This is a genomic window from Streptomyces sp. WY228, from assembly GCF_019287315.1.
In the GTDB taxonomy this organism is placed as follows: Bacteria; Actinomycetota; Actinomycetes; order Streptomycetales; family Streptomycetaceae; genus Streptomyces; species Streptomyces caviscabies.
On sequence record NZ_CP079114.1, the window covers coordinates 5306907 to 5326777 of the forward strand.

The window sequence follows — 19871 nt, forward strand, 5'->3', positions numbered from 1 at the left end:
CCACCGCCCGTCACCCGCCCGCGCGTGCGGTGTGTGACCGTTTGTGTGCGGTGCCACAGGGGGCCGGGCGGTCCGGCCCGGCCGGGTCCGATAGCCTGACCGCTGGATATCTCTTCACGTCAAGATTGGTCGTCAGGCCGGACCGGGCGGAAGAGGTGTCCAGCACCAGGGTCCGGCACCAGGGGCCGGGACCCCCACCGCCAGCTGTCTAAACGGAGACCGCCATGACCCGCACTCCCGTGAATGTCACCGTGACCGGCGCAGCCGGCCAGATCGGCTACGCGCTGCTCTTCCGCATCGCCTCCGGCCACCTGCTCGGCCCGGACGTGCCGGTCAACCTGCGCCTCCTGGAGATCCCGCAGGGCCTCAAGGCCGCCGAGGGCACCGCCATGGAGCTCGACGACTGCGCCTTCCCGCTGCTGCGCGGCATCGAGATCACCGACGACCCGAACGTCGGCTTCGCCGGTGCGAACGTCGCCCTGCTCGTCGGCGCCCGCCCGCGCACCAAGGGCATGGAGCGCGGCGACCTGCTCGCCGCCAACGGCGGCATCTTCAAGCCGCAGGGCAAGGCCATCAACGACCACGCCGCGGACGACATCAAGGTCCTCGTCGTCGGCAACCCGGCCAACACCAACGCGCTCATCGCGCAGGCCGCCGCCCCGGACGTACCGGCCGAGCGCTTCACCGCGATGACCCGCCTGGACCACAACCGCGCGATCTCGCAGCTGGCCGCCAAGACCGGCACCGCCGTCTCCGACATCAAGAAGCTGACGATCTGGGGCAACCACTCGGCCACCCAGTACCCCGACATCTTCCACGCGGAGATCGCCGGCAAGAACGCCGCCGAGGTCGTCAACGACGAGGTGTGGCTGGCCGACACCTTCATCCCGACCGTCGCCAAGCGCGGCGCCGCGATCATCGAGGCCCGTGGCGCGTCCTCCGCCGCCTCGGCCGCCAACGCCGCCATCGACCACGTGCACACCTGGGTCAACGGCACCGCCGCCGGCGACTGGACCTCGATGGGCATCCCGTCGGACGGCTCCTACGGTGTCCCCGAGGGCATCATCTCCTCCTTCCCGGTCACCACGAAGGACGGGAAGTACGAGATCGTCCAGGGCCTGGACATCAACGAGTTCTCCCGGGCGCGCATCGACGCCTCGGTCAAGGAGCTCACCGAGGAGCGCGACGCGGTCCGCGAGCTCGGCCTCATCTGATCCGCACCCGCACCACACCGGACGCCACGCGGGCGGGGTCAGCTCTTGTGGTCGCCGGGCGTGTAGTGGCCCGGTGCCAGCCGGCCGGTGACGCCGAAGCGGTTCCAGGCGTTGATCACGGTGATGGCCGCGATCAGCTGGGCCAGCTCGGTCTCCTCGAAGTGCTTGGCGGCCTTCGCGTACACCTCGTCCGGGACGAAGCCGTCGGTCAGGACGGTGACCGCCTCGGTCAGGGCGAGCGCCGCCAGCTCCTTCTCGGTGTAGAAGTGCTGCGACTCCTCCCAAGCGCTGAGCTGCACGATCCGCTCGGCGGACTCGCCCGCCGCGAGCGCGTCCTTGCTGTGCATGTCCAGGCAGAACGCGCACCGGTTGAGCTGCGAGGCCCGGATCTTCACCAGCTCCACCAGGACCGGGTCCAGGCCCTTCCGGGCGGCGATGTCGAGCCGGATCATCGCCTTGTAGACGTCGGGGAGGAGCTGGGAGACGGAGATCCGGGCCGGGTGCTCGGGGGCGAGGTCGGCGGGGGCGTGGTGGTGTCCCTGTGTCGAGGTCATGAGGACGACGCTACGGTCCCGATGGCACCCCGGTATGGTCCATTGCCATGACGGATTCCTGGGCCACTTTCGGCGCGGACCTGCATCTGGAGCCGGTCGGCCAGGGGCTCCGCAGCGGGCTGATGGAGGCGTTGCGGGAGGCGGTGCGCACCGGCCGGCTGACGCCCGGCACCCGGCTGCCGTCCTCCCGGGTGCTCGCCGCCGACCTGGGCGTCGCCCGCAACACGGTCGCCGACGCCTACGCCGAACTGGTCGCCGAGGGCTGGCTCACCGCCCGCCAGGGCTCGGGCACCCGGGTCGCCCAGCGGTCCGCGCCGCGCCGGAAGGACCCGGCGGCGGCCCCCGCCCGGCCCGCGCGGTCCGGAGCCGGGTACAACCTGAAGCCCGGCTCGCCGGACCTGTCGGCCTTTCCGCGCACGGCCTGGCTCAGGGCCGCCCGCAAGGCGCTCACCGCCGCACCCGACGAGGCCTTCGGCTACGGAGACCCGCACGGCCGCCTCGAACTGCGCACGGTGCTGGCCGAGTATCTGGCGCGGGCGCGCGGGGTGTACGCCGATCCGGAGCGCATCGTGATCTGCGCCGGCTTCGCGCACGGGCTCTCGCTGCTGGGACGGGTGCTGCGCGGCCGCCGGGTCCGGGACGTCGTCGTCGAGTCGTACGGCCTCGACCTGCATACGAATCTGCTCACCGAGGCCGGGCTGCGCACCCCGTGCCTGCCGCTGGACGAGCACGGTTCGCGCACCGGTGAGCTGGCCGCGATGCGCGGCGCGGGGGCGGTGCTGCTGACCCCGGCGCACCAGTTCCCCACCGGCGTACCGCTGCACCCGGACCGGCGGGCCGCCGCCGTCGACTGGGCCCGGTCCACCGGCGGGCTGATCCTGGAGGACGACTACGACGGGGAGTTCCGGTACGACCGGCAGCCCGTGGGCGCGCTCCAGGGCCTCGATCCGGAGCGGGTGGTCCATCTCGGCACCGCCAGCAAGTCGCTGGCCCCGGCGCTGCGCCTCGGCTGGATGGTGCTGCCCCGGAGCCTGGTGGGGGAGGTGGTGGCGGCGAAGGGCGTGGCCGAGTGGATGTCCGGCTCGCCCGACCAGCTGACGCTCGCGGAGTTCATCGCCTCGGGGGCGTACGACCGGCATGTGCGTTCCATGCGGCTGCGCTACCGCCGCCGCCGCGACCAGCTCGTCGCGGCGCTCGCGGAGCGTGCGCCGGGCATCGAGGTCAGCGGGATCGCGGCCGGGCTGCACGCGGTCCTCGAACTCCCGGCGGGCGCCGAGCGTTCGGTGATCCAGGCGGCGGCGTTCCAGGGCCTGGCGCTGGACGGCCTCGCGCGCTACCGCCACCCGGACGCGCCGGCCGCCCGCGACGCCCTGGTGATCGGCTACGGCTCACCGTCCGAGAGCGCCTGGGCGGGTGCGCTGGACGCCCTGTGCCGGGTGCTGCCGTAGACCTGTCCGAGGGCCAGGTTCCGAACCGGCCACCCCTGCCACTAATCTGACAAGAGGTCCGGTGGCGGAAAAGAGACGCCGGATCCGATCGCGTACCACGGGGGAGAACCGAACATGGCGACACGAAGGCTGAGGTCGAGCACGGTCGTGCTCGGCGGTATGGGGCTGCTCGCCCTGACGATCACGTCCTGCGGTTCGGAGCCGGACCGGCGCTGCGCCGACCGCACGACGCAGAAGACCCTGCCGAGTTCCGAGTGCCGCGGTGGCGGGAACGGTTCGTACTACTACGGCGGCAAGAGCGACAGCGGCAAGGTGCAGGGCGGCAGCTTCGACAAGTCGGCCGTCGACCGGGGCGGCTTCGGCTGCTCCGGCTCCGGCGGCGGCTGACCGCCGTGGAACGCCGCACGACCGAGCCGCGCCCCGGCTGGCAGGAGACCGTCGAGTCGCAGGGCGTCGTCTACCCGCTCACCCGCTACCCGGACGACTCGCTGCGCCCGTACTGGGACGAGAGCGCCTACTACGTCTTCTCGCTGCCCGAGGTCGAGGCCCTGGAGGAGGTCGTCGAGGAACTGCACACGATGTGCCTGGCCGCCGCCGCGCACATCGTCGGGCAGGACCGCTTCGCCGACCTCGGCATCACCGACCCCCGCCTCGCCGCGCTGGTCGCCGAGTCCTGGCGCCGCCGTGCCGAACTGCCCTCCGTGTACGGGCGGTTCGACCTGCGCTACGACGGGAGCGGCCCGGCGAGGATGCTGGAGTACAACGCCGACACCCCGACCTCGCTGGTGGAGGCCGCGAGCGCGCAGTGGTTCTGGATGGAGGACCGCTTCCCCGGGGCCGACCAGTGGAACTCCCTGCACGAGCGGCTGGTGGCCGCCTGGAAGCGGCAGGCGCCCCTGCTGCCGCCCGGGCCGCTGCACTTCGTCCACTCCGACGGCGACGAGATCGGCGAGGACCTGATGACGGTCGCGTATCTGCGCGAGACCGCCCAGCAGGCCGGGATCGACACCGAGGCGCTCTCCGTCGAGGAGATCGGCTGGGACCGGCTCTCCGGGCGGTTCGTCGACGACCGGCTCCGCTTCATCCGCAGCTGCTTCAAGCTCTACCCCTGGGAGTGGCTGGCCACGGACCGCTTCGGCCCGCAGGTGCTGGACACCCTCGACAACGGCGGCGGCTCCGGCACCACCTGCTGGATCGAGCCCGCCTGGAAGATGCTGCTCTCCAACAAGGCGCTCCTCGCGATCCTCTGGGAGCTCTACCCCGGCCACCCGAACCTGCTCCCCGCCCATCTCGACGGCCCGCGCGAGCTGGCCGGACCGGGCGGCGCGGGGTACGTCTCCAAACCGCTGCTCGGCCGCGAGGGCGCCGGGGTCGACATCCACGCCCCCGGCTCCCCGCCCGTCCTGCGCGACGAGCCGTGCTGCTACCAGGAGCTGGCCCCGCTGCCGGACATCGACGGCAACCGGGTGGTGCTCGGCGCGTGGATCGTCGAGGACGAGGCGGCGGGGCTCGGCATCCGGGAGTCGGCGGGGCCGGTCACGGACGAGTACGCCCGCTTCCTGCCCCACGTCATCCTCTGAACCCTCCGGCTCCGTGGGTACGGGACCGGCTCAGGCGCCCAGTACCGCCCGCAGCCGGTCCAGTCCCCAGTCCAGGTCCTCCTTGGAGATCACCAGCGGCGGGGCGATCCGGATCGTGGAGCCGTGGGTGTCCTTCACCAGCACCCCCTGCTCCATCAGCTTCTCGGAGATCTCCCGGCCGGTGCCCAGCGCCGGTGCGATGTCCACGCCCGCCCACAGGCCCCGGCCGCGCACCGTCTCCACCGCGCCGCCGCCGGTCAACAGGCCCAGCTCCCGGTGCAGATGGTCGCCCAGCTCGGCCGCCCGCTGCTGGTACTCACCGGTCCGCAGCATCGCGATCACTTCCAGCGCCACCGCACAGGCCAGCGGGTTCCCGCCGAAGGTGGAGCCGTGCTCGCCGGGCCGGAACACCCCGAGCACGTCCGCCGACGAGACCACCGCGGAGACCGGCACCACACCGCCGCCCAGCGCCTTGCCGAGCACGTACATGTCCGGCACCACACCCTCGTGGTCCAGTGCGAACGTCTTCCCGGTCCGCCCCAGGCCCGACTGGATCTCGTCCGCGAGGAACAGCACGTTCCGCTCGCGGGTCAGCTCCCGTACGCCGGAGAGATAGCCGGCCGGCGGCACCAGCACCCCGGCCTCGCCCTGGATCGGCTCGATCAGCACCGCCACCGTGTTCTCGGTCATCGCCTCCCGCATCGCGGTGAGATCCCCGTACGGCACGATCTCGAACCCCGGGGTGTACGGGCCGAAGTCGGCCCGCGCCTCCGGGTCCGTGGAGAAGCTGACGATCGTCGTCGTGCGGCCGTGGAAGTTGTCCGAGGCCACGATGATCTTCGCCATGCCGTCCGGCACGCCCTTGACCCGGTAGCCCCACTTGCGGGCGGTCTTCACCGCGGTCTCCACGGCCTCCGCCCCGGTGTTCATCGGCAGCACCGTCTCCATGCCGCAGAGCGCCGCCAGCTCCGTACAGAAGTCGGCGAACCGGTCGTGGTGGAAGGCCCGGGAGGTCAGTGTCACCCGTTCCAGCTGGGCCTTGGCCGCGTCGATGAGACGCCGGTTGCCATGGCCGAAATTGAGCGCCGAGTATCCGGCCAGCAGGTCCAGATACCTACGGCCCTCGACATCGGTCATCCAGGCGCCCTCCGCCGTGGCCACGACGACCGGCAACGGGTGGTAGTTGTGCGCGCTGTGCGCCTCGGCGGAGGCGATGGCGGTTTCCGTGGTCGACACGGGATCTCCGTTCGTCGTGCGGCGTGGGCGGGGGTGGTGCCCACTTTGTATCGTCGGTCGGATCCCACGCCGGGAAACCTCCACCGCCCGGCGCGCCCGCCGTCGCACGCCGGGCGGCCGGAATGTGGGGTTCGTCTCAGCCGTGCGCTCCCGTGCTCCGGGACCGTGCAGTGACGCGCCCTTCCCGCCCCGCACCGGCTGCCGGAGATGCCCCGGACACCTGAGACAATGGGGCCATGGCCTCTGATCGCCCTTCGCTCCCCACCGACCAGCCGCAGACGGGCCGCACCGGTGCGGCCGCCCGTCCGCGCGTGCTCTCCGGGATCCAGCCCACCGCGGGCTCGTTCCACCTCGGCAACTACCTGGGCGCGGTGCGCCAGTGGGTGGCGCTGCAGGAGAGCCACGACGCCTTCTACATGGTCGTGGACCTGCACGCGATCACGATCCCGCAGGACCCCGCCGAGCTGCGGGCCAACACCCGGCTCGCGGTGGCGCAGCTGCTGGCGGCCGGTCTGGACCCGGAGCGCTGCACGCTCTTCGTCCAGAGCCATGTGCCCGAGCACGCCCAGCTCGGCTGGGTGATGAACTGCCTCACGGGCTTCGGCGAGGCCTCCCGGATGACGCAGTTCAAGGACAAGTCCGCCAAGCAGGGCGCCGACCGGGCCACCGTCGGTCTCTTCACCTACCCGGTTCTCCAGGTCGCAGACATCCTGCTCTACCAGGCGAACCAGGTCCCGGTGGGCGAGGACCAGCGCCAGCACATCGAGCTGACCCGCGACCTCGCCGAGCGGTTCAACGGCCGGTACGGACAGACGTTCACCGTGCCCGCGCCGTACATCCTCAAGGAGACGGCGAAGATCTTCGACCTCCAGGACCCGGCGGTGAAGATGAGCAAGTCGGCCTCCACGCCGAAGGGCCTCATCAACCTGCTGGACGACCCGAAGGTCACCGCCAAGAAGGTGAAGAGCGCGGTCACCGACACCGACACGGTGATCCGCTTCGACGCCGAGAAGAAGCCGGGCGTCAGCAACCTGCTCTCGATCCTCTCCACCCTCTCCGGCAGCCCCGTAGAGGATCTGGAACGGAGTTACGAGGGCAAGGGCTACGGTGCGCTGAAGACCGACCTGGCCGAGGCCATGGTGGAATTCGTCACTCCCTTCCGGACCCGCACCCAGGAATATCTGGACGACCCGGAGACGCTGGACTCCATCCTGGCCAAGGGAGCGGAGAAGGCCAGGGCCGTCGCGGCGGAGACGCTGGCACAGACGTACGACCGGATGGGCTTCCTGCCCGCGAAGCACTGAGTCCAAGGACCCTGGCGAGATCATGGCCGCAGGGGTCACACTTGCGGCGACGGAACGCGCGGGCCGGACATCCGGCCCGCGCGGCATGACCGGAAATCGACCATCGACGATGGAGGAGAACGACGTGGGGACCGTAACGCTCGGCGTTTCGATCGCGGTCCCGGAGCCCTACGGCAGCCTGCTCCAGGAACGCCGCGCGAGCTTCGGGGACCCTGCCGCCTTCGGCATTCCCACCCACGTCACCCTCATGCCGCCGACCGAGGCGCAGTCGGCGGACCTCCCGGCGATCGAGGCGCACCTCGACCGGATCGCCACGGCCGGCCGGCCGTTCCCGATGCGGCTCTCCGGCACCGGCACCTTCCGCCCGCTGTCGCCGGTCGTCTTCGTCCAGGTCGTCGAGGGGGCTTCGGCCTGCTCCTGGCTCCAGAAGCGGGTGCGGGACGCCTCCGGGCCCCTGGTGCGCGAGCTGCAGTTCCCGTACCACCCGCATGTCACCGTGGCCCACGGCATCGCCGAGGAGGCCATGGACCGGGCCTACGAGGAGCTCGCCGACTACGAGGCGGCCTGGACCTGCGGTTCCTTCGCGCTGTACGAGCAGGGCCCGGACGCGGTCTGGCGCAAGCTCCGGGACTTCCCGTTCGGAGCGGGCGGCGGGACGCCCGCCGTCCCCGCCCAGGGCGGCTACACGATCGAAGCGTCCTCGTCGGCCCCGTCGCTGCGGCCCTGAGCGGCCGCGACAGCCGCCGTACGGCCCCGGCCCGCCAGGGAGCGTCTCAGACCGGCAGCCTGCGGAACAGCGGGCGCGGCACGTGCCGCAGCGCCGCCATCACCACCCGGAGCGAACCGGGCACCCATACGGTCTCCGAGCGCCGCCGCAGCCCCGTGACGATCGCCGCGGCGACCTCCTCCGGGCCGGTCGCGAACGGCTGCTCCGGCCGCCCCGCCGTGGCCCGCGTCCGTACGAAACCGGGGCGGACGATCATCACCTGCACCCCGGTCCCCTGGAGCGCGTCACCGAGCCCCTGCGCGAACGCGTCGAGGCCCGCCTTGCTGGAGCCGTAGATGAAGTCCGCGCGCCGGGCGCGCTCCCCGGCCACCGAGGACAGCACCACCAGCGAACCGTGCCCCTGGGCCTGCAGTGCGCCGGCGCACACCAGGCCGGCCGAGACCGCCCCCGTGTAGTTGGTCTGGGCGACCCGGACCGCGGCCATCGGCTCCTCCTCGTCCCGCGCCTGATCACCGAGGACGCCGAACGCCATCAGCACCACATCGATGTCGCCCTCCGCGAAGACCTTGCCGAGGGCGACCTCGTGGGAGCCGGAGTCCAGCGCGTCGAAGTCGACGGTCCGCACGTCCGCCCCCCGGCCGCGGAGCTCGGCGGCGGCCGACTCCAGGGCCGGGGAGGGTCGCCCGGCCAGCCAGACCCGGCGGGTGCGCAGGGCGATCAGCCGCCGCGCGGTGGCCAGGGCGATCTCGGAGGTGCCGCCGAGGATGAGCAGGGACTGCGGGGCGCCGAAGGCATCCTTCACGGAAAACTCCTGGTCAGATGGGATGGGGTTCGCTGGGATCACAGTGCGAGCCGGCGCGACAGGTCCGAGCGGAACGCCTCCGTCGGGTCCAGCCGCGCCCGCAGCTCCCGGAACTCCGCGAGACGCGGGTACATCGCGGCCGCCGTCTCCGGCCGCATCCGGGAGTCCTTCGCCAGGCAGACCCGGCCCCCGGCGGCGGCCACCTCCTCGTCGACGCCGTCCAGGAAGCGGGCGAGACCGGGCAGGGCCGCGGGCAGATCCAGCGCGAGGGACCAGCCGGGCGCGGCGAAGGACAGCAGACCCGGGTCCGCCGCCCCGAACCTCTGGAGCACCGCCCGCACGGCGGGGCTCCGGCGCGCCGCGATCCGGCGCACCACTCGGTGCAGGGTCTCCTCCTGGCCGTGTCCGACGGCGAACCGGTAGCACACCAGGCCGCCGCGGCCGTAGAGCGGGCGCGGGTCCGGAAGGGCGTCCGACGCGTGGAAGAAGAGGGGCAGCGGGCGCGGCTCGCCGGTCCGCGCGCGGGGTGCGCCGCGGTAGCGGACCTCGTTGTACAGGGCGGCCGCCGCCGGGCCGAGCAGCCCGCCCGGCAGCGGCGGGAGGCCGGGGAGCGCGCCCCGGCCCCGGAGCCCGCCGGAGCGCGTCCCCAGCAGAGTGCGCCCCGCGTGCGCCGGGCGCACATCCCGGGGTGCATGCTCCCCTCGGGTGAGGATTCCGCGCCCGGTCGCCCGGCCCCGGGCCATCAGGTCGATCCAGGCGGAGCCGTACGGCAGCCGGTCGCCGCCCGCGGTGAAGCGGGCCAGCAGCTCGTCCAGGTCCCCGGCGCGCTCGGTGGAGACGGACATCAGCGCCGTGCCGACGCGCCGCAGCCGGAGCGTCGCGCCCAGGATCACCCCGGTCAGCCCCAGGCCCCCGGCGGTGGCGTCGAACAGGGCGGTGCCCGGCAGCACCGTACGCACCTCGCCGTCCGCGGTGAGCAGCTCCAGGGCGCTCACCTGCCGGGCGAACGAACCGGACCGGCGGTGGTCGAGGCCGGTCAGATCGGAGCCGATCGCCCCGCCGACGGTCACCCTGCCGGTCCCCGGTACGACCGGCGGAAGCCAGCCGAGCGGCAGCAGCACCCGCAGCAGCCGCTCCAGGCTCACCCCCGCGTCGCAGCGCACCACACCGGAGGCGGCGTCGACCGCACCGATCCGGGCCAGACCCGTCGTGTCGAGCACCGAGCCGCCCGCGTTCTGCGCCGCGTCCCCGGGCGACCGCCCCAGCCCGCGCGCGACGACCCCCCGGGGTCCGCGCCCCCGGACGACGGCGGCCGCCTCCTCGTACGTACGGGGGCGGAACCGCACGGCGGTCGTCGGGGCGGTGCGGCCCCAGCCGGTCAAGGACACCGTGTCGACGGACATGAGGGTGACCGTATCGTCCGGGAAATCCCCTTCGCGGCATTGGTGAATTCGCTCACCGGAACGGGTGATGGAGTGAGTGTCAGCGAAGCGTGACGGAGATCCGCCGGACGGGTCCGGGAGAGTCCGGGGCGGGCCGCTGGTGTTCCGGGCCCAGGAGGGTACGCGTTACGTCATGGACTGGCTCAAGAAACTCCCGGTGATCGGGCCCCTGGTCGCCCGGCTGATGGAGACGCACGCGTGGCGTTCCTACGAGCGGCTGGACCGGGTCCACTGGGCCAGGCTCGCCGCGGCTATCACCTTCATCAGCTTTCTGGCCCTCTTCCCGCTGATCGCGGTCGGCGCGGCCGTCGCGGCCGCCCTGCTGAGCGACAAACAGCTGGACACCATCAAGGACAAGCTCGCCGACCAGGTGCCCGGCATCTCGGACCAGTTGGGCATCGACGGCCTGGTCGCCAACGCGGGCACGGTCGGTCTGGTGGCCGGTGCGCTGCTGCTGTTCACCGGTGCCGGCTGGGTCGGCTCGATGCGCGAGTGCCTGCGCGCGGTCTGGGAGCTGGACGACGTCCAGGGGGCCAACCCCGTCGTCGCCAAGGTGAAGGACGCCGTGCTGCTGGTCGGCCTCGGCGGTGCGGTGCTCGCCACCGTGGCGGTCTCCAGCATCGGCTCGATGGCGGTCGGCCGGACCGCCGACCTGATCGGCATCCCCGACGGCGGGGCGGGCGGCGTGCTGCTGCGGGTGGCCGCGCTGGCGGTCGCGGTCGTCGCCGACTTCCTGCTGCTGCTCTATCTGCTGACGCTGCTGCCCGGGGTGGAGCCGCCCCGGCGGCGGCTGGTGGTCGCGGCGCTGCTCGGGGCGGTCGGCTTCGAACTGCTCAAGCTGCTGCTCGGCAGCTATATGCGGGAGGTCGCGGGCAAGAGCATGTACGGCGCGTTCGGCGTGCCGATCGCACTCCTCCTGTGGATCAACTTCACCGCGAAACTGCTGCTGTTCTGCGCCGCCTGGACGGCGACCGGCAGCAAGGACGAAGAGGGTGCGGAGGACCAGGAGGACGGTGAGGGCGCCGACGCGGGGGATACCGCCGGGGCCGAGGCGCCCGGCGGCTCCACTCGCGCCTAGGACTTGTCGGCCGGGGAAGCCGAGGAGGCAGATGAGGCCGAGTCGGTCGAGGCGGTCGGCTCGTTCGGCTCGGCGGTCCCGGCCGGTTCCGTGGTCCCGGCGGCCCCGGCGGCCCCGGCGGCCCCGGCCGAGTCGTCGCTCGCGGCCGGGGTGCGGCGGGTCAGGCCGGGCAGCGGCCAGCGGCGGTTGACCAGGAACACCCCGCCGGCCAGGAGCACCAGCAGCCCGCCGACGATCGCCAGGGCGATCCCGACCCCGCTGGAACCGTTCGCGGCCGACGCGTGCGCGGCCTCCGCCCGGCCGCCCGAACCCTGGTCCGCGCCGGCGGCGGGCGCCGCGCCCTTGCCGCCGGTCCCGGTGTCCGTGCCGGTGCCGGTGTCCACGGACTTCGGCGGCACCAGCTCGCCGATCGGGGTCACCTTGCCGCTCGCGGCGAAGCCCCAGTCGAGCAGGTGGGCGGCCTCCTTGTAGACGGCGTGGCTCTCGTCCGCCGACGGGTGCATCACGGTGACCAGCAGGACCTTGCCGTTGCGCTCCGCGACGCCGGTGAAGGTGTTGCCCGCCTGGGTGGTGTAGCCGTTCTTGACGCCCGCGATGCCCTGGTACGGATCCACGCCGATGTCCCCGGTGATCAGCCGGTTGGTGTTCTGGATCTCGAAGGACTCGCGCTTCTTCCCCTTCTTCTTCTCACCGGGGAAGTCGGCCGACGCGGTCGCCGCGTACTCGCGGAAGTCCTTCTTCTGCATCCCGCTGCGGGCGATGAGGGTCAGGTCGTAGGCGCTGGAGACCTGGCGCGGCGCGTCGTACCCGTCGGGCGAGATCACCACCGTGTCCAGGGCCTGGAGTTCCTCGGCGTGCTTCTGCATCGCGGCCACCGTCTCCGGAACGCCGCCGTACATCTCCGAGAGGACGTGCACCGCGTCGTTGCCCGACCGCAGGAACACCCCGAGCCACAGGTCGTGGACCGTGTAGGTGTGGTCCTCCTTGATCCCGACGAGGCTGCTCCCCTCGCCGACCCCGGCCAGCTCGCTCTCCGTCACCTTGTGGGTGGTGGTGGGCTGGAGTGCGGGCAGCACCGTGTCCGCGAAGAGCATCTTCATGGTGGAGGCGGGCGGCAGCCGCCAGTGCGAGTTGTGCGCCGCCAGGACGTCCCCGTTCTCCGCGTCCGCGACGATCCACGAACGGCCGGTCAGCTCCTTGGGCAGCACCGGCACCCCCGGCCCCAGATTGACCTGGGTGCCGGACATGCTGAGCCGCTCCCCGCCGAGGCTGGACATGACGCCCGGCGGCTTGGGCTGTTTGTCGTCGCTCTTGTCCTTGTCGGCCGCCGCGGCGGGACTGAGGACGAAACCGGACAACAAAGCGGCGGAGGTGACCGTCAAGGCGATCTTTTTCAGAGCAGGCACGGTCGGAAACGTACAGGGCGAAGATGTGGATGCGGAGCCGGACCGCCTGACCCGCCGCAGGGAACGCCGGGACAGCCCCGTTCGGACGCCACCCCGGGGGAGGGGACCGGGGGACGGCGGCGATACTGGACCCATGAAGCTCAGCCGCCGCGTGTCCTGGTTCCTGCTCGCGTTCGGGGTGTGGAGCTGGTTCATCTGGATCACTTTCGTCAAGAACCTGTGGCAGGACGGCAGCGGGCTCGCCTTCGACGACGCGGGCGAACCGACCGGGTACTTCTGGGTGCACCTGCTGCTCGCCATCACGTCCTTTCTTCTGGGGACGGCGGTCGGCGTGATCGGGTTGCGTGGAGTCCGGGCTTTGCGCGACAAGCGCGCATGACGACGGGAACATGGGGAAGCTCGGATGGCTGCAGTGGTCTTCGCCCTGGTGGGGCTCGTGGTGCTGGCGTTGCTCGGCGCCGTGCACCGGTATCTGTGGCGGCGCTTCGTCGGTGACACGACGGCGCCGGGCAGCCCGCTGCGGCGGGCGGGCACCGTCGCCGCCTTCGTCCTGCCGCTGCTGAGCGTCGGCGCCATGACGTCCGGCCGGGTGGGCGCGCCCTTCTGGCTCCAGCAGGTGCTGGCCTGGCCGGGCTTCCTGTGGCTGGCCTGCCTGCTGTACCTGACGCTGGCGCTGCTCGTGGGCGAGGTCGTACGTCCGGTTCTCCTGCGGGTCCTCGCCGGGCGCGACCGGAAGGCGGCCACGGCCGAAAGCGGAGCACCTTCCGCGACGCCTTCCGGAGCGTCCTCCGCACCGCGTTCCGGAACGCTCGTCGAGGTCCCGGAAGAGACCCGTCCCCGTACCGAGGAGCTGGTTCCGTCCCGCTCGGCCGGCACCTCGGACGCGGCGGTGCGTACGGCGACGGAACCTCAGGCGGAACCGGAAACGGAAGCCACGACCGGTCCGGAAGCGGAACCCTCGACCGGACCGGATACGGAACCCGCTCCGAACCCCGCCGAGGCCCCGCCCGCCCCCGCCCCGAACCCCTCCCGCCGGCTCTTCGTCTCCCGGGTCGTCGGCGGCGCGGCGGCCGCCGCCGGACTCGCCACCGTCGGGTACGGCACGTACGGCGTGCTGCGCGGGCCGAGCGTCCGGCGGATCACCGTCCCGCTGGCCAGACTGCCCCGCGCCGCCCACGGCTTCCGGATCGCCGTGGTCAGCGACATCCACATCGGCCCGATCCTCGGCCGCGCCCACACCCGCCGGATCGTCGACACGATCAACCGGACCTCGCCCGACCTGGTCGCCGTCGTCGGCGACCTCGTCGACGGGTCCGTCGCCGACCTCGGCTCCGCCGCCGAACCGCTGGCGGCCCTGCGCGCCCGGCACGGAAGCTTCTTCGTCACCGGCAACCACGAGTACTTCTCCGGCGCCGAGCAGTGGGTCGACCACGTCCGGGAGCTGGGTCTGCACCCGCTGGAGAACGCCCGGGTGGAGATCGAGGGCTTCGACCTCGCGGGCGTCAACGACGTGGCCGGCGAGACCGAGGGCCAGGGGCCCGACTTCGTGAAGGCGCTGGGCGACCGGGACCGGGGCCGCGCCGCCGTCCTGCTCGCGCACCAGCCCGTCGTCATCCACGACGCCGTCGAGCACGGCGTCGACCTCCAGCTCTCCGGCCACACCCACGGCGGACAGCTCTGGCCCGGCAACCTCCTCGCCGAGCTGGCCAATCCCACCGTCGCCGGGCTCGAACGCTACGGCGACACCCAGCTCTTCGTCTCGCGCGGCGCGGGCGCCTGGGGCCCGCCGGTCCGGGTGGGCGCCCCGTCCGACATCACCGTCGTGGAGCTCGCCTCCCGTCAGGCCTAGCAGCGTTGCGGGTGCGACGTTCCGGAACGCTCCGGCCCACCATCATGAAATCCACACCGAAGGGTCACCGTCAGCTACGGAAACCCGCAGGTAGGAGGCAGGAAACAGCCTTTTCGGACAGGGGTTCCCGTACGTGTCCAACAAAAGGCTGCGAGTGCCCCATTTACTCTTCCAGATGTGAAAATCGTGTGATTGGGTAAGCGTGAACATGCGGCGATGTGCGCGTCACCACGCGACCGCCGAGGTGGGGCTGGTAAGGGAGAGCACGGCAATGCGGTCGGTCCGGGTACGGATTCTCGCGATTCTCGCGGTTTTGGTCATAGCGGGCGTCGGCGCCTGGCAACTGCTCCCGTCGGGGGAGGCGAAGACCGATGCGATCACCGTCGGGACGTCGGACATCGTCACCTCGCTCGACCCGGCCGGCGCGTACGACGCGGGCTCCTGGGCGATCTACAGCAACATCTACCAGTCGCTGCTGACCTTCAGGCCCGGTGCCGTCACACCCGAGCCGGACGCCGCCGAGAGCTGCGGGTTCGTCGGGCAGAAGCTCCAGACGTACCAGTGCAAGCTCCGTGACGACCTGACCTTCTCCAACGGCCGCAAGATCACCGCCGAGGACGTCAAGCACTCCTTCGACCGGATCTTCACGATCAAGTCGGACGTCGGCCCCGCGGGTCTCTTCCCGACCCTCGAGTCGGTGACGACCGAGGGCCGCACGATCACGTTCAACCTGTCCGGCAAGGACGCGACCTTCCCGCAGAAGATCGCCACCGGCGCCGCGGCGATCGTCGACCCGACCAAGTACCCCGAGGACAAGCTCCGCGCGGGCAACGAGGCCGACGGCTCCGGTCCGTACGTCCTGAAGTCGTACGAGTCGGGGAACCGCGCCGAGCTGGTGCCCAACCTGAAGTACAAGGGCGCGCTCAAGAAGACCGGCGAAGCGGTCACCATCCGCTACTTCAAGACCTCCGAGGAACTGCAGACGTCCTGGGACAGCGGTGACGTGGACATCGCCCACCGCCAGCTGCCGTCCGAGACGCTCGCCGACCTCAACGTCAACGACCCGGACGTACGGGTGACCGAGGCGGCCAGCGCCGAGATCCGCAACATCATCTTCAACTCCCGCACCGATTCGCCGTTCGGCGACAAGAAGGTCCGCCAGGCCGTCGCCGCGCTCCTCGACCGGGGCCCCCTGGTCCGGAAGGTCTACCAGGGCACGGTCGACCCGCTGTACTCGCTGATCCCCACCGGCTTCATCGGGCACAGCACCCCGTTCTTCGACGCGTACCCCTCCTCCGACCCGGCGCGCGCCAAGCAGCTGCTGCAGCAGGCCGGGGTGGAGACGCCGGTCGCCATCAAGTTCGCGTACCGCGAGGGCGACATGTACACCAAGGAGACCGCCGAGCTGCGCCGTCAGATGGAGAAGGACGGTCTGTTCAAGGTCTCGGTCGAGGCCGTGGAGTGGACGAAGTACCAGAAGGGGTACGCCGCCGGTAAGTACGACATGTACACCGTCGGCTGGTTCCCCGACTTCCCGGACCCCGACACCTTCAGCCAGCCGCTCGTCGGTACCGCAAACGTCCTGCACAGCGGCTACTCCAGCAAGAAGATGGACCAGCTGATCGCCGCCACCCAGCAGTTCAGCGACCGCAGCCGCACCTCCGGCGACTTCAAGGACATGCAGGAGCTCGTCGGCGAGGACGTCCCGCTGCTGCCGCTGTGGCAGAAGAAGGACTACGTCGTCGCCAAGTCCGATGTCGCCGGCTCCCAGTACCTCTCCGACGGCACCGGCACCTGGCGCCTGTGGGAGCTGAGCTGGATCTGACGGATCGACGGATCCGACCGGTACGTCAGTCGGCCGGGCCCCGGGCAGCGTCCCGGGGTCCGGCCGTCGCCGTACCCGGCAGAAACTCCACCAGCAGCGCGTGGATCTGCCGCACCAGCGGTCGCAGCACCCGGAACCGGGAGAGCGCGATGGCCCGGGCGGCGATCGGCGCGGTGCGCTCGACCAGCCGGCGGCTGCGCTCGGTGCCCTCGGTCCGGTCGTAGACCCAGAACAGCACCAGCCCCATCTGCATCAGCCACATCAACTGAGGCAGCAGCGGAGCCAGTTCCGGATCGCTCTTGACGTCCGCCCCGGCGATGCAGCGCTCATGGATGGAGATCGCGGCGTCGCGGGCGGCCACCGAGTCCTCGGAGAACGGGGAGAGTGGACTGTCCGGATCGGCCGCGTTCTTGAAGAACTGCGCGGCGAAGCGGTGGTACGGCTCCGCCACGTCCAGCCAGCCGAGCAGTACCCCCCTGATCCGTACGGTCAGATCGCCGTCGCCCTCCAGCACGGGCCGGACCGCCGTGGCGTGTTCGGCGGCGATCCGGTCGTAGAAGCCCTGGACCAGGTGCTCCTTGGAGGAGAAGTAGTAGTAGGCGTTCCCGACCGAGACGCCCGCCTCCTGGGCGATGGCCCGCATGGTCGTCCGGTCGTAGCCGCGCTCCGCGAAGAGCCGGAGCGCCGTTTCGAGAATCAGCGTGCGGGTCTGCTCGCTCTTCGCGGCCTTGGCCGGCTTGTTCTCCTGCACGTTCTTCTCTTCCTTCACCACGGGCCCAAGGTTAACGGGGGCCCCACGGTCCGCCGGGCGGGGCGGCGCACTCACGGGCCCCGGGGGCGCAGGGCGGCAGCGCCCTGGCGCGGTAGCGGGCGGCGGCCAGCACGGTGCCCCGGGCGAAGGGCCGGCCCGCCGGGGTGGTCAGCCAGTGGGCCCTGGAGCGGTACTTGGCGAGCGCCCACAGACAGACGATCCAGGCGGCGGCCTCCCGGTAGACCTGCCCCAGGTCGCCGACCACGGTGATCTCCGCCAGCGTCGCCGCGTGGTCCAGCCCCGGGAACCGCCGCCGGGCCTCGGCCGATCCGGCCGGTACGAGATCCAGCGGGACGAGCTGCCGCTGCCGCTGGAGCCAGTGCCGCAGATGGACGCAGAGCGGGCACTGCGCGTCGTAGAGCACGGTGAGCCGTCGTACGGGGGCGGGCCCGGGCGGTACGGAGCCTTCCCCGGGCCGTACGGGGGCGGGCGGCGACCCGGTCACCGGACTCACCGTCCGGGCGTGGGCGCGGCCCACGGGCCCTGGCCGGCCGGAGGCGTCCAGCCCTGCGGCGGCACGGGCGGCGTCTGCTCGCGCTCCAGGGCGCCGCGGCGGCGGATCCGGCTGAGCACCCACACATTGCCCAGGTGCATGACGCCGAGGACCAGCAGGACCACGCCCACCTTCACCGAGAGGGCCTCGAACAGCTCGCGGGCGTCGGCCACCCCGTCGGCGTTCTTCAGATAGAGCGTGACGAACCCGAGGTTGACCAGGTAGAAGCCGACCACCAGCAGGTGGTTGACGGCGTCGGCGAGCTTCTCGTTCCCGTGCAGCACATCGGCGAGGAAGATCCGCCCGTTGCGGCTGAGCGTACGGGCGACCCAGATGGTGAGCGCCACGGTGATCAGCAGGTAGATGACGTACGCGACAACAGTGAGGTCCATGCCCCACCCTCCCTTGAACGCGTTCAAAAATGCTTTCGGGCATGACTGTAGACCCCTTCTTGAACATGTTCAAGAAGGGGTCTGCGGAGGTCTACAGAGGACTACAGGGGTCTCCAGGGAGTGGGTCAGAGAACCTTGGGCTCTTCCGGCCCGGGCCGCTCGGGCCGCTCCGCGCGCTCCGGCCGCTCGGGCGGCTCCGTCAGCGCGTCCGCGATCTCCGCGCGCAACGCCTCGCCGTGCAGCGGCGTCAGCTCCGCGAGCGCCGTGTTCCACTCCTCGGCCGCGCTCTCCACCGCCTCGCGGAAGCCCCGCGCCACCGGGCCCCGGGCGAAGAACAGCGCCATCGCGCCCACCGGCCGCAGCAGCCACCGCCCGCGCACGCCCAGCACCGCACGGACCTGCCAGGAACCGTCCTCCGCCGGGCGCGGGGTGACCGTCAGACGGGCCTTGGCCAGCCGGTGCACGGCCTTGCCGACGACCGGGGCCCGGGCGGCCGGGGGAGCCGCGGCGGGCCGGTCCAGCGCCGCCCACCAGGCGTGCAGGTCGGCCTTGCCGCGCCCCGAGAAGCGGTACAGCGAACCGCCCTTCGGGTTGTGCCCGTCGAGGGACAGCTCCAGGGCCCTGGGCGTCCGGGGCTCGCGCAGCCGTATCCGTACCCGCATGGACATGCCCTCCTCCGCCACGAGGCTCTCCACCTCGACGGCGCGGGAGGGCCGCCACTCACGCAGGACGGCGGTCTCCGGGGAGCCCGCCCCGTCCTTCTCAGGATCCGGTGACTCCCCGTACTCCGCCCCCGGTTGCAGATGACGCCCCTTCAGCAGCCGGAGGCCGTGGACCGGGCGCCCGTCGGGCAGCAGGAGGGCACCGCCCTGCTCGCGGGAGGCCTCGAAGAGGTCCACCACGTGTCCGGCGGCCTCCTCGAACCAGTCGCGGTCCAGGGCGGCCACACGGACCGTGTGCTCGAACCGTGCCATCGGCGACGCGTGACTCAGGCGCTCATGGAACGGGCCTGGTTGAGCTGGCCCATCACCGCGGGGAAGGTGTAGGGGCCGACGGCCGGGATCATCGTGGAGTGGTGCCGGCCGCCGCTGGTGACCGTGACCTGGATGAAGCCGGTGGTCCGCTTCTCCTTCATCAGCAGGAACAGCAGCCCGATCAGGCAGAACAGCGCGAAGATGATCGCCAGCACGACCGCGTGCGTCGGGATCTTCTCCTCGGTGCGCGACATGTCCGTGGCCGTCCAGACCGCGCCCTTGAGCGGCATCGAGCCGGACGGGGTGACGATCGCGTCGCTCATCACGGTGATGTCGCCGATCGCCAGCACCGGCACGCCGCCCTGGCCGGGCACGCCCTGCGGCACCGGGAGGTACTGGCCGGGCATCGTCGGCTGCGCCGCGTTGGGGTACCCGTAACCGGGGCCGGGCTGGGCCGCGGACTCCGGCAGCTGCTGCGGATAGCCGTACGCGGGCGTGGCGCCCGGCGCCGGATAGCCGTACGCCTGACCGTCGGCGACGGTCGGCTGGTGGCCCGGCTGCTGGGGCGGGCCCCACTTGTACGCGTCGTCCGCGTACGGATTCGGCTCGCTCACGGCGATCCCCGTTTCTCTTTCGGTCTTCAGCTCCGCTGAACCGTACCGCCCACGCGTCCCGGGCGCAGCAACAGGCCCCGCTCCCGGCGGCGGTGAGGCTGCGGGAACGGGGCCTGTCGACG

At 71.9% G+C, this 19871-nt stretch carries 20 protein-coding genes; 10 read left to right on the top strand and 10 right to left on the bottom strand.

Annotated elements, in window-relative coordinates:
* Window positions 1-224: 224 nt before the first annotated feature.
* Complete coding sequence (locus KV381_RS23350) at window positions 225-1214, top strand: malate dehydrogenase (protein ID WP_218786132.1); 990 nt, start codon at window positions 225-227, stop codon at window positions 1212-1214.
* A 38-nt stretch (window positions 1215-1252) separates the two neighbouring features.
* Here the strand turns inward: KV381_RS23350 and KV381_RS23355 are convergent, their stop codons facing one another.
* Window positions 1253-1768 carry a carboxymuconolactone decarboxylase family protein gene (locus KV381_RS23355; protein ID WP_193463406.1) on the bottom strand — a complete coding sequence of 172 codons (516 nt, stop codon included), beginning with the start codon at window positions 1766-1768 and terminating at the stop codon, window positions 1253-1255.
* Between the two features lie 47 nt (window positions 1769-1815).
* On the opposite strand from KV381_RS23355, the gene KV381_RS23360 reads away from it, so the two are divergent.
* The 3 genes from KV381_RS23360 (at window position 1816) to KV381_RS23370 (ending at window position 4796) form a co-directional block, all read left to right on the top strand.
* Window positions 1816-3216, top strand: coding sequence for a PLP-dependent aminotransferase family protein (locus KV381_RS23360; protein WP_218786134.1), 1401 nt, complete (start codon window positions 1816-1818; stop codon window positions 3214-3216).
* 114 nt (window positions 3217-3330) lie between these two features.
* Window positions 3331-3603: a hypothetical protein gene (locus KV381_RS23365; protein ID WP_030084526.1), complete on the top strand. Its 273-nt coding sequence runs from the start codon at window positions 3331-3333 to the stop codon at window positions 3601-3603.
* Window positions 3604-3608: 5 nt separating this feature from the next.
* Window positions 3609-4796 (top strand): glutathionylspermidine synthase family protein, encoded by a 1188-nt coding sequence (locus tag KV381_RS23370; protein ID WP_218786136.1) that lies wholly within the window; start codon window positions 3609-3611, stop codon window positions 4794-4796.
* A gap of 30 nt (window positions 4797-4826) precedes the next feature.
* Here KV381_RS23370 and rocD read toward each other — a convergent pair whose 3' ends face one another.
* A complete protein-coding gene (rocD, locus tag KV381_RS23375) occupies window positions 4827-6032 on the bottom strand; it encodes an ornithine--oxo-acid transaminase (protein ID WP_218786138.1) in 1206 nt (401 codons plus the stop codon).
* Window positions 6033-6343: 311 nt separating this feature from the next.
* Here rocD and trpS point away from each other — a divergent pair, with 311 nt between their 5' ends.
* Both trpS and KV381_RS23385 read left to right on the top strand, forming a co-directional pair.
* A complete protein-coding gene (gene trpS, locus KV381_RS23380; protein ID WP_030084532.1) occupies window positions 6344-7336 on the top strand; it encodes a tryptophan--tRNA ligase in 993 nt (330 codons plus the stop codon).
* 124 nt (window positions 7337-7460) lie between these two features.
* Window positions 7461-8063 carry a 2'-5' RNA ligase family protein gene (locus KV381_RS23385; protein WP_030630663.1) on the top strand — a complete coding sequence of 201 codons (603 nt, stop codon included), beginning with the start codon at window positions 7461-7463 and terminating at the stop codon, window positions 8061-8063.
* 46 nt (window positions 8064-8109) lie between these two features.
* Here KV381_RS23385 and KV381_RS23390 read toward each other — a convergent pair whose 3' ends face one another.
* Window positions 8110-8865, bottom strand: coding sequence for a decaprenylphospho-beta-D-erythro-pentofuranosid-2-ulose 2-reductase (locus tag KV381_RS23390; protein WP_030084536.1), 756 nt, complete (start codon window positions 8863-8865; stop codon window positions 8110-8112).
* Between the two features lie 38 nt (window positions 8866-8903).
* Window positions 8904-10268: an FAD-binding oxidoreductase gene (locus KV381_RS23395; protein WP_218786140.1), complete on the bottom strand. Its 1365-nt coding sequence runs from the start codon at window positions 10266-10268 to the stop codon at window positions 8904-8906.
* A 172-nt stretch (window positions 10269-10440) separates the two neighbouring features.
* Between KV381_RS23395 and KV381_RS23400 the strand changes: the two genes are divergently transcribed.
* The gene (locus KV381_RS23400) at window positions 10441-11385 is read left to right on the top strand and encodes a YihY/virulence factor BrkB family protein (RefSeq protein WP_218786143.1); all 945 of its coding nucleotides are present in this window, start codon (window positions 10441-10443) and stop codon (window positions 11383-11385) included.
* Here KV381_RS23400 and KV381_RS23405 read toward each other — a convergent pair.
* Window positions 11382-12791, bottom strand: a complete 1410-nt coding sequence (locus tag KV381_RS23405; RefSeq protein ID WP_256995138.1) for a D-alanyl-D-alanine carboxypeptidase family protein — start codon at window positions 12789-12791, stop codon at window positions 11382-11384. The genes KV381_RS23400 and KV381_RS23405 overlap by 4 nt on opposite strands.
* 133 nt (window positions 12792-12924) lie before the next feature.
* Here KV381_RS23405 and KV381_RS36655 point away from each other — a divergent pair, with 133 nt between their 5' ends.
* The 3 genes from KV381_RS36655 to KV381_RS23415 all read left to right on the top strand — a co-directional run bounded on the left by KV381_RS36655 (window position 12925) and on the right by KV381_RS23415 (window position 16465).
* Window positions 12925-13170, top strand: coding sequence for an SCO4848 family membrane protein (locus KV381_RS36655; protein ID WP_030084543.1), 246 nt, complete (start codon window positions 12925-12927; stop codon window positions 13168-13170).
* A gap of 33 nt (window positions 13171-13203) precedes the next feature.
* Window positions 13204-14640 carry a metallophosphoesterase gene (locus tag KV381_RS23410; protein ID WP_218787284.1) on the top strand — a complete coding sequence of 479 codons (1437 nt, stop codon included), beginning with the start codon at window positions 13204-13206 and terminating at the stop codon, window positions 14638-14640.
* Window positions 14641-14911: 271 nt separating this feature from the next.
* Window positions 14912-16465: an ABC transporter substrate-binding protein gene (locus tag KV381_RS23415; protein WP_030084547.1), complete on the top strand. Its 1554-nt coding sequence runs from the start codon at window positions 14912-14914 to the stop codon at window positions 16463-16465.
* Between the two features lie 25 nt (window positions 16466-16490).
* Here the strand turns inward: KV381_RS23415 and KV381_RS23420 are convergent, their stop codons facing one another.
* The 5 genes from KV381_RS23420 to KV381_RS23440 form a co-directional block, all read right to left on the bottom strand.
* Window positions 16491-17237: a TetR/AcrR family transcriptional regulator gene (locus KV381_RS23420; protein WP_086778216.1), complete on the bottom strand. Its 747-nt coding sequence runs from the start codon at window positions 17235-17237 to the stop codon at window positions 16491-16493.
* A gap of 10 nt (window positions 17238-17247) precedes the next feature.
* Window positions 17248-17754, bottom strand: a complete 507-nt coding sequence (locus tag KV381_RS23425) for a thiol-disulfide oxidoreductase DCC family protein (RefSeq protein ID WP_373461080.1) — start codon at window positions 17752-17754, stop codon at window positions 17248-17250.
* Entirely contained in the window at window positions 17727-18161 is a 435-nt protein-coding gene (locus tag KV381_RS23430) for a hypothetical protein (RefSeq protein WP_030084553.1), read from the bottom strand. The genes KV381_RS23425 and KV381_RS23430 overlap by 28 nt, the downstream gene beginning before the upstream one ends.
* A gap of 125 nt (window positions 18162-18286) precedes the next feature.
* Window positions 18287-19135, bottom strand: coding sequence for a hypothetical protein (locus KV381_RS23435; RefSeq protein WP_218787364.1), 849 nt, complete (start codon window positions 19133-19135; stop codon window positions 18287-18289).
* Window positions 19136-19149: 14 nt separating this feature from the next.
* A complete protein-coding gene (locus tag KV381_RS23440; RefSeq protein WP_030084557.1) occupies window positions 19150-19749 on the bottom strand; it encodes a hypothetical protein in 600 nt (199 codons plus the stop codon).
* Window positions 19750-19871: the final 122 nt, after the last annotated feature.

What these genes read in the sequence shown, in the direction of transcription:
- KV381_RS23350 (WP_218786132.1), top strand. Translation starts at nt 225, where the DNA reads ATGACCCGCACTCCCGTGAATGTCACCGTGACCGGCGCAGCCGGCCAG.
- KV381_RS23355 (WP_193463406.1), bottom strand. Translation starts at nt 1,768, where the DNA reads ATGACCTCGACACAGGGACACCACCACGCCCCCGCCGACCTCGCCCCC.
- KV381_RS23360 (WP_218786134.1), top strand. Translation starts at nt 1,816, where the DNA reads ATGACGGATTCCTGGGCCACTTTCGGCGCGGACCTGCATCTGGAGCCG.
- KV381_RS23365 (WP_030084526.1), top strand. Translation starts at nt 3,331, where the DNA reads ATGGCGACACGAAGGCTGAGGTCGAGCACGGTCGTGCTCGGCGGTATG.
- KV381_RS23395 (WP_218786140.1), bottom strand. Translation starts at nt 10,268, where the DNA reads ATGTCCGTCGACACGGTGTCCTTGACCGGCTGGGGCCGCACCGCCCCG.
- KV381_RS23400 (WP_218786143.1), top strand. Translation starts at nt 10,441, where the DNA reads ATGGACTGGCTCAAGAAACTCCCGGTGATCGGGCCCCTGGTCGCCCGG.
- KV381_RS36655 (WP_030084543.1), top strand. Translation starts at nt 12,925, where the DNA reads ATGAAGCTCAGCCGCCGCGTGTCCTGGTTCCTGCTCGCGTTCGGGGTG.
- KV381_RS23415 (WP_030084547.1), top strand. Translation starts at nt 14,912, where the DNA reads ATGCGGTCGGTCCGGGTACGGATTCTCGCGATTCTCGCGGTTTTGGTC.
- KV381_RS23430 (WP_030084553.1), bottom strand. Translation starts at nt 18,161, where the DNA reads ATGGACCTCACTGTTGTCGCGTACGTCATCTACCTGCTGATCACCGTG.
- KV381_RS23435 (WP_218787364.1), bottom strand. Translation starts at nt 19,135, where the DNA reads ATGGCACGGTTCGAGCACACGGTCCGTGTGGCCGCCCTGGACCGCGAC.